General features: G+C 71.3%; 16 protein-coding genes. 7 read left to right on the forward strand and 9 right to left on the reverse strand.

What is annotated here, in order from left to right:
• Positions 1-34: 34 nt before the first annotated feature.
• The 3 genes from OG989_RS28265 to OG989_RS28275 all read right to left on the reverse strand — a co-directional run bounded on the left by OG989_RS28265 (position 35) and on the right by OG989_RS28275 (position 1,307).
• The gene (locus OG989_RS28265) at positions 35-688 is read right to left on the reverse strand and encodes a hypothetical protein (protein WP_151455760.1); all 654 of its coding nucleotides are present in this window, start codon (positions 686-688) and stop codon (positions 35-37) included.
• Between the two features lie 191 nt (positions 689-879).
• Complete coding sequence (locus OG989_RS28270) at positions 880-1,128, reverse strand: flavin reductase (protein WP_151455759.1); 249 nt, start codon at positions 1,126-1,128, stop codon at positions 880-882.
• On the reverse strand, positions 1,128-1,307 hold the full coding sequence (locus OG989_RS28275) for a hypothetical protein (protein WP_151455758.1): 180 nt from the start codon (positions 1,305-1,307) through the stop codon (positions 1,128-1,130). The genes OG989_RS28270 and OG989_RS28275 overlap by 1 nt, the downstream gene beginning before the upstream one ends.
• Positions 1,308-1,640: 333 nt before the next feature.
• Here OG989_RS28275 and OG989_RS28280 point away from each other — a divergent pair, with 333 nt between their 5' ends.
• The 3 genes from OG989_RS28280 (at position 1,641) to OG989_RS28290 (ending at position 3,487) form a co-directional block, all read left to right on the forward strand.
• Positions 1,641-2,447, forward strand: coding sequence for a helix-turn-helix domain-containing protein (locus tag OG989_RS28280; protein ID WP_327029002.1), 807 nt, complete (start codon positions 1,641-1,643; stop codon positions 2,445-2,447).
• The gene (locus OG989_RS28285; RefSeq protein ID WP_151455757.1) at positions 2,434-2,622 is read left to right on the forward strand and encodes a DUF397 domain-containing protein; all 189 of its coding nucleotides are present in this window, start codon (positions 2,434-2,436) and stop codon (positions 2,620-2,622) included. Before OG989_RS28280 ends, OG989_RS28285 begins: the two co-directional genes overlap by 14 nt.
• A gap of 292 nt (positions 2,623-2,914) precedes the next feature.
• Complete coding sequence (locus tag OG989_RS28290; protein ID WP_327029003.1) at positions 2,915-3,487, forward strand: DUF6892 domain-containing protein; 573 nt, start codon at positions 2,915-2,917, stop codon at positions 3,485-3,487.
• Positions 3,488-3,600: 113 nt separating this feature from the next.
• Here OG989_RS28290 and OG989_RS28295 read toward each other — a convergent pair whose 3' ends face one another.
• Positions 3,601-4,023 (reverse strand): MarR family winged helix-turn-helix transcriptional regulator, encoded by a 423-nt coding sequence (locus tag OG989_RS28295; protein ID WP_327029004.1) that lies wholly within the window; start codon positions 4,021-4,023, stop codon positions 3,601-3,603.
• Positions 4,024-4,110: 87 nt separating this feature from the next.
• Between OG989_RS28295 and OG989_RS28300 the strand changes: the two genes are divergently transcribed.
• A complete protein-coding gene (locus OG989_RS28300; protein WP_327029005.1) occupies positions 4,111-5,109 on the forward strand; it encodes a quinone oxidoreductase family protein in 999 nt (332 codons plus the stop codon).
• A 102-nt stretch (positions 5,110-5,211) separates the two neighbouring features.
• Here the strand turns inward: OG989_RS28300 and argG are convergent, their stop codons facing one another.
• From argG to OG989_RS28315, 3 genes are all read right to left on the reverse strand, one after another.
• The gene (argG, locus tag OG989_RS28305) at positions 5,212-6,663 is read right to left on the reverse strand and encodes an argininosuccinate synthase (RefSeq protein ID WP_132238770.1); all 1,452 of its coding nucleotides are present in this window, start codon (positions 6,661-6,663) and stop codon (positions 5,212-5,214) included.
• 106 nt (positions 6,664-6,769) lie between these two features.
• The gene (locus OG989_RS28310; protein WP_151455753.1) at positions 6,770-7,195 is read right to left on the reverse strand and encodes a nucleoside deaminase; all 426 of its coding nucleotides are present in this window, start codon (positions 7,193-7,195) and stop codon (positions 6,770-6,772) included.
• Positions 7,192-7,992, reverse strand: coding sequence for an LLM class flavin-dependent oxidoreductase (locus OG989_RS28315; RefSeq protein WP_327029006.1), 801 nt, complete (start codon positions 7,990-7,992; stop codon positions 7,192-7,194). Before OG989_RS28315 ends, OG989_RS28310 begins: the two co-directional genes overlap by 4 nt.
• Positions 7,993-8,137: 145 nt before the next feature.
• On the opposite strand from OG989_RS28315, the gene OG989_RS28320 reads away from it, so the two are divergent.
• Positions 8,138-8,596: an Lrp/AsnC family transcriptional regulator gene (locus tag OG989_RS28320; RefSeq protein WP_151455751.1), complete on the forward strand. Its 459-nt coding sequence runs from the start codon at positions 8,138-8,140 to the stop codon at positions 8,594-8,596.
• 37 nt (positions 8,597-8,633) lie between these two features.
• Here OG989_RS28320 and OG989_RS28325 read toward each other — a convergent pair whose 3' ends face one another.
• Complete coding sequence (locus OG989_RS28325) at positions 8,634-9,491, reverse strand: TrmH family RNA methyltransferase (protein WP_327029007.1); 858 nt, start codon at positions 9,489-9,491, stop codon at positions 8,634-8,636.
• A 94-nt stretch (positions 9,492-9,585) separates the two neighbouring features.
• Here OG989_RS28325 and OG989_RS28330 point away from each other — a divergent pair, with 94 nt between their 5' ends.
• Positions 9,586-11,457: a thiamine pyrophosphate-requiring protein gene (locus tag OG989_RS28330; protein ID WP_151455761.1), complete on the forward strand. Its 1,872-nt coding sequence runs from the start codon at positions 9,586-9,588 to the stop codon at positions 11,455-11,457.
• 104 nt (positions 11,458-11,561) lie between these two features.
• Here OG989_RS28330 and OG989_RS28335 read toward each other — a convergent pair whose 3' ends face one another.
• A complete protein-coding gene (locus OG989_RS28335; RefSeq protein ID WP_151455749.1) occupies positions 11,562-12,125 on the reverse strand; it encodes a dihydrofolate reductase family protein in 564 nt (187 codons plus the stop codon).
• 142 nt (positions 12,126-12,267) lie between these two features.
• On the opposite strand from OG989_RS28335, the gene OG989_RS28340 reads away from it, so the two are divergent.
• Positions 12,268-12,876 carry a thymidylate kinase gene (locus OG989_RS28340; protein ID WP_327029008.1) on the forward strand — a complete coding sequence of 203 codons (609 nt, stop codon included), beginning with the start codon at positions 12,268-12,270 and terminating at the stop codon, positions 12,874-12,876.
• Positions 12,877-12,885 lie beyond the last annotated feature (9 nt).

Below are 12,885 nucleotides of genomic sequence, written 5' to 3' on the forward strand. Positions count from 1 at the left end.
CAGGGGTCAGTCGGTCGGCCGTGTCAGCTACGGGTCACGATGCCGGGTGCTCGACCTGTGCGCGCACCTGCGTAAACATCTTGCTCGGATTGTCGGCCGGCTTGAAGCCTCCGAAGTGAATCACGCCAATGACGTGCGGGGAGGCCCACCCGCAGACTTCGACGCGGACGCCGGCGTTCTTGCTGGTGCCGCAGCGTGCTATGCCGCCCAGCGGTCCCGGCGCGACCGGCTTCACGTCGACGACCGCCGTCAGCGCGCCGAACACGGCGTCGAGCGTCGTTTCCGGTGCGACAACAGTGCCGGAGACCCCGCTGACAAGCACGAACCGGCTGTCGTCGGGTCGATGAACCCCGAGCTCCGCTGAATACTTCTCCTTCCCTGCTGCGTAGGCGGTACCCACCGCGCTGGTCGGCTCACCCTGGAGAAGCCTTTTGAAGCCGCCGATGTTCTGCTTGGTCATATCGTGCAGTCGTCGGTCGATCGATTCGTTCCAGCCGTCGAGCAGCGTCTCGGGCGCGTCGAGTCGTATCGAAACGACACTGGGGCTGCTGCTGGGCGAGTGGCCGGCAGCGGGCCGTGACTCAGCGGTGTCCGTCGGCCGCGTGCATCCAGCCGCAAGCAGGACCGCCAGGACCAGTGCGTTGGCCTTCGCGGCGCGAAGGGCGCCACCCGTAGGCGTTGTCGTCATGCTCCACGCTTCCTCTCGAGGCCGGCGGCGCACGATATCGCGACGGGCCCGCGTCGCAGCAGGCTGGCCACCGCTGCGATGCCGCCCGAGTGTGTCGGTTAAGCGAATGCCTACTTCAGCCAGGTCTTGGCCCAGTGGGGTGATCGCTACAGCATCCAGTCCGATCCTTACCAGATCCTTGTGATGTCACGTCAGTCCCGGGCCCGCGCCCAGTCGAGGAAGCGTTCCCGCAGGTCGAGAGGGCGCTCGGGGTTGAGCTGGGTGAGCTGGGCGTGGGCCTCGGCCATCAGCCCGCCCAGGTGGAACAGCAGGCCGATGCGGTCGCCCCGGTACTCCGCCAGCAGGCCGAGCCGACCTGGCGGACAGGGCCACTCCGCGCCGCAGTTGCGGCACCGCCAGAGCGGGCGCATTGGCAGGTGCGGAATTCTCCGGTACGCCATCAGCGCATCCGCAGGGCGATGGCGCGAGCCTCGTCGTGGTTCAACGGCAGCCACCACAGGAACCGGCGTACCACGTCGATCGGGTCGGGGCCGCCCGGGTGGCCCCGGAGATCGCGGATCGCGGTGGTGAGTAGGGCCGACATCACCGGCAGCAGGTCCCGCGACGCGGGATCCGGCATCGCCCGCAGCTCGGGGCAGGGCCAGGGCTCCGTGCACCTCCGGCACCGCCAGTCGGGCGAACCGGCTACGTGCGCCGCCACGAGAGGCGTTCGCCGTCGGCCCCTGGAAACACACACGTCGACCTCCGTCGGCAGGGACGGGCCGCCCGGAAGCGGACGGCCGGGGCGGACCCGCCCGAGCCCTCCGGGCGCCGAGCGGGTCCGCCTGCGTGACAGTCTGGTGAGCGCGCGACTACCGTCGGAAGGCATTCGGCCCGGTCGTGGCCGCGCTTCGACAGCGGTACGCCGGGCCAGGATCCCGAGTGGAACTCAGGCGACCTGTGTGGAGGAACTGTGGAGGAGCCGACCGCCGACCTGATTCGCACCCAGCTGCGGCGGATGCGGATGAGCGCCAACCTCAGCCAGGAGGAGTTCGGCCGTATGGTGCACTATTCGGCGTCGATGGTGTCCGCCGTGGAGACGGGCACCCGCCCGCTCGACCGGGCGTTCCTGGCCCGCGCGGATGAGGTGCTCCGCTCCGGTGACCTGCTCGTGGCGCTGCTGCGGATCGCCGAACGGGACCGGGAGCCCTCGTGGTTCCGGCCGTGGCTGGAGGCCGAACGTGCCGCCAGGCAGCTCCGATACTTCAATCCAGCTCTGGTCCCCGGCCTGTTCCAGACGGAGAACTACGCCCGCGCCGTGCTGCGCTTCAACGACACCTTCTCCGAGGCCGAGGTCGAGCGGAAGCTGGCCGCCCGGCTGGCCCGGCAGGAAATCCTTATCAGGGAGGACCCGCCGCAGATCGTGGTGGTCGTGGACGAGTCGGTGCTGAGCCGGACGGCCGAGGGACTGAGCGGGATCATGGTGGAGCAGGTCGGCCGGCTGATCGAGGTGGCCGAGCTGCCGCACGTCCACATCCACCTCGTCCCGAGGAGCACCGGGCTGCACATCGGGTCGTCGGGCCCGTTCGCCCTGGCCCGCTCCGCCGACGGCGGCTGGGTCGGGCACCTGGAACATCAGCTCGGCGGGGCCGTGGTCGACGACGAGGACGGGGTGGCTGCCCTGCTGGCCCGGTGGGAGAATGTCCGCACCGAGGCCCTGCCCCGCCGGCAGTCCATCGACCTGATGAAGGAAGTGCAGGCGCACCATGAACCTCAGTGACGCCGTGTGGCGCACGTCCACCCGCAGCGGGTCGAGTGGCGGCGAATGCGTCGAGGTCGCCGACAACCTGCCCGGCGTCGTCGCCGTCCGCGACAGCAAGGACCCGGCGGGGGCGGCACTCACCTTCACGCCGGCCGCCTGGACGGCGTTCCTCGGCCTCGCCAAGCGCGCCTGACCGACACGGCCCGAGGGCGCCTCCCGCCGAGCGTTCCTCGATGCAGCAGACCCTGGATCTTGGAGCACACCCTGTCGTGGGCCACCCGCTGATGGCGCACTGTTCGCGACTACGAGCGCCATCCCGAACACACGCCGCGATGCCGCAGTGGGCCATGGCCGTCGTCCTGACCCGACGGTTGGTCCGCTTCCACCGCACCGGCCGCCTCCGAACCGTCACCAGCCCCGCCTGACTCGAACGACGACCCGCTGCGCGTCCTGAGCCGAGGCGGTAACGAGATACGGTCGAGATCATGACCATCATCTTCCCCGACCTCGGCCTGCACCTGGGCGTCCTGGACGCCCTGCTGGACGACGCGATCGCTGCCGACGACCTCAAGGCGCTCATCGAGTCGACCGGCCCCGACGGTCCGGAGGACGGCTACCCAGGTCCAGGCCCGCGCCTGGAGGCGTCACTGAAGCTGTTACATGCCGTCACGGTGCCGCCGGCCGAGGCCGCAGCGATCACCGAGTTGCAGTTCGACGGCGGCAGCGACATCTACATGCTGATCGAGCAGACCCTGGACATCGACACCGGCGGCGAGTCCGACGACTACAACGTGACGTCGCTGGAGGGCATTGACGCACTGTCCAGCCTGCGATCCCTGGACCTGGACGGCCACGGCTATCGTCCAGGGCCGTTGGACCTGACCCCGCTGACCGGCCACCCGGCCCTGTCGGAACTGGTACTGACCGGGAAGTGCACGGGAGCGGCGGCGCTGGAGTCGCTGCCTGCGCTACACACCCTGGACGTCTCGCTGGCGCACCTCGACGACCCCGATGTCCTGACCCGCCTGGAGGCCTGCGGAACGACGATCAACCGCTGACCGCGCCACCGCAGAGGCCGTTGCCCCACAGAGGCCGGGAGTCCTGGGCTTGATATGGCCCGCCCGCGTGAAGCCGTTGAATCCTGCTCGATCGGTCAGGGCGCAGGCACGGGTCAGCCGAGTGCCTTGCGCAGCAGCGCCGTCAACTGGTCCTGCTCGTCGGGCGAGAGTCGTCCGACCGCCGTGCGGGCGAAGGTGAAGGCCGTTGCGAACCGGTGGTTGATCTCGTCTCCCCGGGGGGTTCTCGCGACGAGCCGTGCGCGGCGGTCCCGGGGGTTCGGTTCGCGGGTCACGAGGCCGAGCGCTTCGAGACGCACGACGATCTGGGTGATGTTGGAGGCATCGCAGCCGAGTTCCTCGGCCAGGGCGCCCATGCCCCGTCGCTCATCGAGTCGCCCGAGCACACATGCCTGCGCCGGGCTGAGCGACAGCTCGGCTGCCGCCGTCTCGTAGGCGCGGTCGTACACGTCGACCAGGTCGAACAGGGCTGCTTCGGCCTCGGACGAGGGAGTCACGGGTCCGTTCGGCAGCGCCATGTCCCCCAGCCTAGATGAGTTGTTTGATTCGCTCAAATAGCTGTGGTCCAATGATCCTTGATGCACTCAAGTAAACGAGGGGGGACGATGGGGAGCAGAGCCGAGCGCACAGCGGGCGACGCGATCGTGGCACCGCAGATGAACGCGGTCGTCCTTGACCGGTTCGGCGGAGTCGACGAACTCTCGTCGCGCCGGATACCGCTCCCGCAGGTCGGCGACGACGACGTCCTCGTCCGGGTGGAGTACGCAGGCGTCGGGTCCTGGGACGCGGGCGAGCGGGAGGGGGGATACGACGGCGTCTTCGGCGTCGCCTCGACCTTCCCCTACGTCCTCGGCTGGGACGCGGCGGGCACGGTGGCCGCGGTCGGGCGCAACGTCACGCGGTTCGGCGTGGGCGAGCGGGTCTACGCCGCGACGATGCCGGTACCGCGTGGTGGCTCCTACGCCGAGTACGCCGTCGTCGAGGCGGAGTTCGTGGCTCGCGTGCCCGACCGGCTGCCGACCGAACAGGCCGGCGCGATGGCGTGGGACGCCCTGACCGCACTGAGCGGTCTCGACCTGCTCGGGCTGCGGCCGGACGAGACGCTCATGGTCTTCGGAGCCAGCGGGGGTATCGGGCACATGGCCGTGCAGCTGGCGCGACACAGCGGCATCCGGGTGTTGGCCGTGGCTTCTGGGGACGACGGTGTCGCCCTGGCCCGGCTGCTGGGCGCCGACGACGCCGTCGACGGTCGTCGAGACGACGTGTTGGCTGCGGCGTTCGAGTTCGCACCGGGCGGGCTCGATGCGGCTCTGGTCACCGTGGGGGGCGAGATCGCCGAACGATCTCTGCGCGCGATCAGGAAGTCGGGACGGATCGCCTGGCCGAACGGTGTCCTGCCCGCGCCGGTGACGTCGCCGGGTGCGACGGTGTCGCACTACGACGGGGACCGGAGCCGCACCGCCACCGATCGGCTGAACGCGATCATCGAGGCGAGTTCCTTCGAGGTCCACGTCGCCCGGGCCTTCCCGTTGGCCCGAGCCGGGGATGCGCACCGCGCCCTGAATGATCACTATGTCGGGAAGCTGGCCCTCAAGGTCGGATAGGACCCGACAGACGGCCCGAGGTCCCCTGAGCGACACGGCCCGGAAGCCCCTCGACGTGAGGGACTTCCGGGCCGCATGACGATCGTGTCCAGGAGCCGTCGCTCAGTCGACGCCGAACTCCATCGCGGCGCGGTCGAGGGCCTCGTCGGCGGCGGAGGGGACGCCCCGGGAGGCGATGGCCTCCGCGCCGCCCTGCGGCATCGCGCCGATCAGCCCGGTCGAGGCGGCCTGCGCGGCGCCGACCATCCGCTGCGGGGCCGCGCCGCCGACCATGCCGAGGGTCGCGTACTGCTCCAGCTTCGCCCGCGAGTCGGCGATGTCCAGGTTGCGCATGGTGAGCTGGCCGATCCGGTCCGACGGGCCGAACGCCGAGTCCTCGGTACGCTCCATCGACAGCTTGTCGGGGTGGTAGCTGAACGCCGGGCCGGTGGTGTCGAGGATCGAGTAGTCCTCGCCCCGGCGCAGCCGCAACGTCACCTCGCCGGTGACCGCCGTGCCCACCCAGCGCTGCAACGACTCGCGCAGCATCAGCGCCTGCGGGTCCAGCCAGCGCCCCTCGTACATCAGCCGACCGAGGCGGCGGCCCTCGTTGTGGTAGTTCGCCAGGGTGTCCTCGTTGTGGATGGCGTTGACCAGCCGCTCGTACGCGGCGTGCAGCAGCGCCATGCCGGGCGCCTCGTAGATGCCCCGGCTCTTGGCCTCGATGATCCGGTTCTCGATCTGGTCCGACATGCCCATGCCGTGCCGGCCGCCGATGGCGTTGGCCTCCAGCACCAGGTCGACGGGGCTGCCGAACTCCTTGCCGTTGATCGTCACCGGGCGGCCCTGGTCGAAGCCGATCGTGACGTCCTCGGTCGGGATCTCCACCGACGGGTCCCAGAACCGGACTCCCATGATCGGGTTGACCGTCTCGATGCCGGTGTCGAGGTGCTCGAGGGTCTTCGCCTCGTGCGTGGCGCCCCAGATGTTGGCGTCGGTGGAGTACGCCTTCTCGGTGCTGTCCCGGTACGGCAGGCCGCGTTCAAGCAGCCACTCCGACATCTCCTTGCGCCCACCGAGTTCGGTGACGAAGTCGGTGTCGAGCCACGGCTTGTAGATGCGCAGCTGCGGGTTGGCCAGCAGGCCGTAGCGGTAGAACCGCTCGATGTCGTTGCCCTTGAAGGTCGAGCCGTCGCCCCAGATCTGGACGTCGTCGGAGATCATCGCCCGGACCAGCAGGGTCCCGGTCACGGCCCGGCCGAGCGGGGTGGTGTTGAAGTACGCCCGCCCGCCCGAGCGGATGTGGAAGGCCCCGCAGGTCAACGCCGCCAGGCCCTCCTCGACCAGGGCGGCGCGGCAGTCGACCAGTCGGGCGACCTCGGCGCCGTAGCTGAGCGCGCGACCGGGCACCGAGGCGATGTCCGGCTCGTCGTACTGGCCGATGTCGGCGGTGTAGGCGCAGGGAACGGCGCCCTTGTCGCGCATCCACGCGACCGCGACCGAGGTGTCGAGGCCGCCGGAGAAGGCGATGCCGACACGTTCGCCGATGGGCAGGGAGGTGAGAACCTTGGACACAAGGAAGATTATGCACTAGGCCGCATGGCCATGCAAACCCAGGGTAGGGACATGACCAGCGACAGCGGGACCCGCCGCACGCCCGCACCGCCGCAAGGGTCCCGCTCTAGTAATAGTTGTCGATCGGCTGGCGCGCCTCGTCGAACAGCGCCGGCCCCTCGTACCGCACCGGGGGCAGCGGCGGGGTGACCGGCTTGACCTCCTCGAACTGTTCGGCGGACAGGGCGTACACCACCCGGCCGAGGCCGGACCGGTCGATCGCGGTCGCGCACATCGGGCAGGGCTGGCAACTGGTGAACATGGTGGTGCCGGCGGCCACGTCGGGAGCGAGTTCCCGAGCGGCCCAGCGGGCCAGCTTCAGTTCCGGGTGGGCGGTGATGTCCGAGTCGGAGACCACGGTGTTGTGGTCCTCGATCAGGACGGTGCCGTCCGCACCGACCAGCAACGAGCCGAACGGCCGTTCGCCGGATGCCCCGGCCTCGCTGGCGAGTTCCACCGCACGGCGGAGAAATCTCTCGTCGTCAGGGGTCATCGGTCCTCCTGGGATCTGTGGTACGCGGCCACGGCCGCAAGGGTCTGCCAGGCGCGTTCGGGCTGGCGGATCTCGGTCAGGTCGCCGTTGAACGGGTCGAGCACCACCGTTTCCGCCCCGAGCAGACGGATCTGGTCGATGTCAGCGATGATCTGCTCGATGGTGCCGACACCGGCGAGCCGGTCCGGGGCGGTGACCACTTCTCGGGTCTCCCGGAGTCCGATGCGTGGCATCAACGCGGGCACCGGCCGGCCCAGTTCGTCGGCGGTGGCCTTCAGCCGCCCCGCTGCGTCCGCCAGCCATCCGGGCGTGACCCGCAGCGGGTGCCAGGCGTCACCGAGCAGTACCGCGCGACGAATGCCGGCGTCGCTGTTGCCGCCGACCCAGATCGGGATCGGGGTCGTATCGTAGTCGTCGGTGTTCCGCCAGGCGTCGCGCATGACGTGCAGGTACTCATCGGTCAGCGCGCCGCGCCGCCGGAACGGCACGCCGAGCGCCTCGAACTCCTGCCGGGCCCAGCCGACGCCGACGCCGAGGACGAGCCGGCCGCCGCTGAGCCGGTTGAGGTTCGCCGCCATCCGGGCGGTGAGCAGCGGGTGCCGGTACGGGACGATGAGCACCGTGGTGCCCAGCCGGACCCGGCGGGTCACCCCGGCCAGCCAGGACAGCGTGGTGAACGGCTCGTAGAACGGCGCCGGATACTGCTCGGCCACGTCCGGGGTCACCGCGATGTGATCGGAGACCATCAGCAGGTCGAAGCCGAGGCCCTCGACCGTCTGCGCCCACCGTCGCAGCATTTCGGGGTCGGTACCCGGGGCAAAGTTCGGTACGTTGACGCCAATTTGCACGGGTTCCACGCTAGCCGGGGTGGGTTCCGTGTGTGAACATCGCGTTCCCTGCCTTTGCTGGCTTTTGCCGTGGATCCACCGGCAAGATGGCCCGATGGCCGAGAATCTTGACGCTGTCGATTGGTCCATCCTGATCGAGTTGCAGGGCGACGGCCGGCTGCCGATCACCGAGCTCAGCCGCCGGGTCAAGCTGAGCGCGTCGGCCACCAGCGAACGGGTGAGGCGGCTGGAGGCGACCGGTGTGATCAGCGGCTACCGCGCCGAGGTCGACCTAGCCAAGGCGGGCTTCGCCGTGCTCGCGGTGGTCCGGCTGAAGTACCCCGGCAGCCGGCACGAACCGCTGCGCCAGCTGCTGGAGCGACGGTCGGAGATTCTGGAGTGCCTGCGCACCACGGGAGACGACTGTTACGTGCTGAAGGTGGCCGCGACGTCGATGGCGCACCTCGAACAGGTCGTCGACGATCTCGCCGGGTTCGGCAGCACCACCACCAACGTGGTCTACAGCGCCACCCTGCCCTATCGCGGCCCGCGCCTGTCGCCGCCCCGCTCGTGACCGGGGCACGAACGCCCCCCGCGGCTGAAGCGGAGCACTAGGCCGGGTCGTCGCGGCCCAACTCCCAGCAGGCCACGGCGGTGGCGGCGGCGACGTTGAGCGAGTCGACGCCGCGGCGCATCGGGATCACCACCCGGACGTCGCTGCCGTCCATCGCCGCCCGGGTCAGGCCGGCGCCCTCGGCCCCCATGAGCAGCGCCGCGCGGGCCCGCTGCGACACTTCGAGCCGCTGGATCGGCACCGCGTCCGGCGCCGGGGTCATCGCCAGCACCGTGAAGCCGGCCGCGCGGACGTCGCCGAGCGCGTCCGGCCAGGGCTCCAGCTTCGCGTACGGGATTGCGAAGACCTCGCCCATGCTGACCCGGACGCTGCGCCGGTAGAGCGGGTCGGCGCAGGTCGGCGAGAGCAGCACGGCGTCCACGCCGAGCGCGGCGACCGCCCTGAAGATGGCCCCCAGGTTCGTGTGGTTGTTCACGTCCTCCAGGATCACCACCCGCCGCGCGGCGGCCAGCACCTCGGCGGCGGGCGGCAGCGGCTTGCGCCGGAACGACGCCAGCACGCCCCGGTGCACGTGGAACCCCGTGGCCCGTTGCAGCACGTCCTGCGTGGCGGCGTAGACGGGGGCGTCGCCGGTGTCCAGGTCGGCGAGCTGGTCGACCCGCTTGGCGTCCACCAGGTACGACCGGGCCGGATAGCCGGCGCGCAGCGCCCGGCGCAGCACCAGCTCGCCCTCGGCGATGAACAGGCCGTGCGGCGGTTCCCAGCGGGTACGCAGCTCGACGTCGGTCAGCGCGCGGTAGTCGGCGATCCGGTCGTCGTCGGGGTCGGTGATCGGGTGGATGGGCACCCGCCGATTCTGCCGGACGCGCCGCAGCCGCCCCGGGCCGCCCGACACCGGCGCACCCCGTGGCGTTTTGTCCCGGGAAAGACGGGAATGGCGGGCCGGAGCGGCGGAGCGACGGAAGGACAGTCAGGTGAACGCACGTCCCATGGGCACGCCGGGGCCGGCCCGCATCGACCAGCCGGACGGATGGCGCGTCGACCTGGGTCCGCTGCCCCGCGACGCCACCGTCGCGGACCACATCGTGCACCGGTTGGCCGGCTGGGGCGTCCGCCGCTACTTCGGCTATCCCGGCGACGGCATCAACGGCCTGACCTCGGCGCTGCAACGCACCCGGGACCGGGCTCAATTCGTCCAGGTCCGCCACGAGGAGACCGCCGGCTTCGCGGCGTCGGCGCACGTCAAGTACGGCGGCGGGCCGCTCGGCTGCGCGCTGGTGACCAGCGGCCCCGGCGCGATCCACCTGCTCAACGGGCTGTACGACGCCAAGCTGGACCACCAGCCGGTGGTCGCCCTGGTCGGCCACACCGCGCTCACCGCCGAGGGCGGCGGCTACTACCAGGAGGTGGACCTGCTCGCCCTCTACAAGGACGTCGCGGCCGCCTTCCTGGCCCAGCTCGACCACCCCAGCCAGGTCCGCCACCTGGTCGACCGGGCCTGCCGCACGGCACTGGCCCGGCGTACCGTCACCGCGCTGGTGCTGCCGTCCGACATCCAGGACAAGCCGGCCGTGCCGGAGCCACCGCACGCGCATGGCTACTACCGCACGAGCGACGTGCCCAGCAGCGCCCCGACGGTGCCGCCGGAGGCGGACCTGCGCCGGGCCGCCGAGGTGCTGGGCGGCGGCGAGCGGGTCGCCATGCTGGTCGGGCAGGGCGCGCTCGGCGCGGTGGACGAGGTCCGCGCGGTCGCCGACCGGCTCGGCGCGGGGGTGGCGGCGGCGCTGCTCGGGTTCGCCGCGGTCGACCACCGGGAGCCGTGGGTGACCGGCGCGATCGGCCTGCTCGGCACCCGGCCCAGTTGGCAGCTGATGAACGAGTGCGACCGGCTGCTGATCGTGGGCAGCAACATGCCGTACTCGGAGTTCTACCCGCCGCAGGAGCAGGCCCGGGCGGTGCAAATTGACCGGGACGGCACCCAGTTGGGGCTGCGGTACCCGACCGAGGTGAACCTGACCGGGGACGCCGCCCCCACCCTGCGGGCCCTGCTGCGCGAGCTCGGCCCCGGCCCGGGACCGACCCGCTGGCGGGCGACGATCGGCAAGGCCACCACCGCCTGGCGCCGTACGCAGCGGGAACTGGCCGGGCAGGCCGCCGACCCGGTCAACCCGCAGCTGCTCTTCGCCACCCTCAGCGACCGGCTCCCCGACGACGTGATGATCTCGGTCGACTGCGGCACCACGACCGCCTGGTACGCCCGGCACCTCCAGGTCCGCCCCGGCATGCTGGCCAGCCTCTCCGGCACCCTGCTCTCGATGGGCGGCGCGATGCCGTACGCGCTGGCCGCCAAGTTCGCCCACCCGGACCGTCCGCTGGTGGCCCTGATCGGCGACGGCGCGATGCAGATGAACGGGGTCAACGAGCTGATCACGGTGGCCAAGTACTGGCGGAGCTGGTCGGACCCCCGCTTCGTGGTGCTCGTGCTCAACAACCGGGACCTGGCCTTCGTCAGCTGGGAGCAACGCTCCAGCGAGGGCACGCCGATGTTCCCGGACAGCCAGCAGCTGCCCGACATCGGCTACCACCGGTGGGCGGAGGTACTGGGCCTGCACGGCGAGCTGGTCGACGCGCCGGAGCAGGTGCCGGGCGTCTGGGACCGGGCGCTGGGCGCGGACCGGCCCGTGGTCGTCAACGCGCTGGTCGACCCGGCCGAGCTGATGCTGCCGCCGCACTTCACCGCCGAGCAGGCCCGCAACACCGCCGCGGCCGTGCTGCGCGGCGACACCGACTGGGCGGGCATCATCCGGCGGGGCCTGCCCACGGCGGTCGCCACCCTCAGGCCGGGGCGCGGCCGAGGCTGACCGGGGAGGTTCTGCCGCCGCCGAGGCTGACCGGGGAGGCCGTGCCGCCGCCGGGGCTGACCGGACGGAGGGGTGCGCCCTGACGGGCCCCGCGCGGCCAGGCGTCAGCCGGCCCGGTGGTACCGCAGCAGCACGGACCTGCCGTCGAAGGTCCGCGACTCCGCCAGGCGGAACTTCATCCGCTCGGTGGCGGCGAAGACCGGCTTGCCGCCGCCCAGCACCACCGGGTGCACGAAGATCTGGTACTCGTCGATCAGGCCGAGGTCGGTTAGCGCGGCGGCGGCCTCGGCGCCACCGTTGAGCAGCAGGTCACCGCCCGGCTGCTCCTTGAGCGCGGTCACCTCCCTGGCGAGGTCCCCGCCGCCGACCACCCGGGCGCCGTGATCGGCCCCGGTGAGCGTGCGCGAGAGCACCACCTTCGGCGTCCGCCGCCAGATCGGCACGAACGCGAGGTCGTGCGGGTGGTCGGAGATCGACTCCGCCTGCGGCCAGTAGGCGGCCATGAACTCCCAGACCCGGCGGCCGTAGACGAGCGCGCCGGCCCGGTCGCACTGCTCCAGCGAGAACGCGGACAGCTCCGGGCCCATCTCCGGCCAGTCGAACTCGCCGTTCGGGCCCTCGATGAACCCGTCGAGCGACTGGTGCACCCCGTAGACGATCTTCCGCATGGCGCTGCTCCTCCTGACCCCTGACGCCCCCTCGTGGGCGCTTTCGCCAGGTGGTCGGAGCGGCCCCGCCCGATCCGACAGCCCGGCACCACGTTCTCAAGATTTTTCCTGGGGCTTGTTCGGGGCGGATACCGTGCCGCTCATGCGCCGTCCGATGATCATTGCTCTGATCGGCGTCGACGGGGCCGGAAAGACCACCCAGGCAAGGGCGCTGGCCGCCCGGCTGAGGGCGGCCGGGGTGCCGGCCAGCTACTTCGAGAACGCTGGCGGCCGGCCCGTCTGGAACCGGCTCGCGCAGGCGCTGGGCCGCCGCGACGGGCCGCACCTGTTCGGCCGCACCGGCTACGTGACCATCGAGGCGACCGTACGCTGGCTCGCCATCGCCCGGGCGGTGCTGGCCGCCCGGCTGACCGGCAGGACGGCGGTCATGGACCGCTGGTCCTGGTGCCAGTACGTGGTGATGCGGGCCCGCGGCGACCGGGGCGGGCGGTTGGTCCGCCTGGCGTACGCGATCTTCCCGCGACCGGAGCTGGTCTGCTTCCTGGCGGTCTCGCCCGAACGGGCGCAACAACGGGTGCTGGCCCGGGGCATCGACACCGAGGAGTTGACCCACCTGCGGGCCCTGGACACCGGCTACCGGGGGCTGCCGGAGTTCGGCTCGTTCATCGTCATCGACGCGGACGGCGACCCGGTCGATGTCGGCGCTGCCCTCGACCAGGTGGTCCGGGCCGCTCCCGCCCGCTCCCGCTGACCTCCGGTC

The sequence above is a fragment of the Micromonospora sp. NBC_01740 genome (assembly GCF_035920365.1).
GTDB classification, from domain to species: Bacteria; Actinomycetota; Actinomycetes; order Mycobacteriales; family Micromonosporaceae; genus Micromonospora; species Micromonospora reichwaldensis.

Bases quoted from the DNA above. Each gene is read 5' to 3' on its own strand.
- OG989_RS28285 (WP_151455757.1), top strand. From the start codon at position 2,434: ATGAACCTCAGTGACGCCGTGTGGCGCACGTCCACCCGCAGCGGGTCG.
- OG989_RS28315 (WP_327029006.1), bottom strand. From the start codon at position 7,992: ATGCTGCGACGGTGGGCGCAGACGGTCGAGGGCCTCGGCTTCGACCTG.
- OG989_RS28275 (WP_151455758.1), bottom strand. From the start codon at position 1,307: ATGCCGGATCCCGCGTCGCGGGACCTGCTGCCGGTGATGTCGGCCCTA.
- OG989_RS28340 (WP_327029008.1), top strand. From the start codon at position 12,268: ATGCGCCGTCCGATGATCATTGCTCTGATCGGCGTCGACGGGGCCGGA.
- OG989_RS28265 (WP_151455760.1), bottom strand. From the start codon at position 688: ATGACGACAACGCCTACGGGTGGCGCCCTTCGCGCCGCGAAGGCCAAC.
- OG989_RS28300 (WP_327029005.1), top strand. From the start codon at position 4,111: ATGGGGAGCAGAGCCGAGCGCACAGCGGGCGACGCGATCGTGGCACCG.
- OG989_RS28335 (WP_151455749.1), bottom strand. From the start codon at position 12,125: ATGCGGAAGATCGTCTACGGGGTGCACCAGTCGCTCGACGGGTTCATC.
- OG989_RS28270 (WP_151455759.1), bottom strand. From the start codon at position 1,128: ATGGCGTACCGGAGAATTCCGCACCTGCCAATGCGCCCGCTCTGGCGG.
- OG989_RS28330 (WP_151455761.1), top strand. From the start codon at position 9,586: ATGGGCACGCCGGGGCCGGCCCGCATCGACCAGCCGGACGGATGGCGC.
- OG989_RS28320 (WP_151455751.1), top strand. From the start codon at position 8,138: ATGGCCGAGAATCTTGACGCTGTCGATTGGTCCATCCTGATCGAGTTG.
- OG989_RS28295 (WP_327029004.1), bottom strand. From the start codon at position 4,023: ATGGCGCTGCCGAACGGACCCGTGACTCCCTCGTCCGAGGCCGAAGCA.
- OG989_RS28310 (WP_151455753.1), bottom strand. From the start codon at position 7,195: ATGACCCCTGACGACGAGAGATTTCTCCGCCGTGCGGTGGAACTCGCC.
- OG989_RS28290 (WP_327029003.1), top strand. From the start codon at position 2,915: ATGACCATCATCTTCCCCGACCTCGGCCTGCACCTGGGCGTCCTGGAC.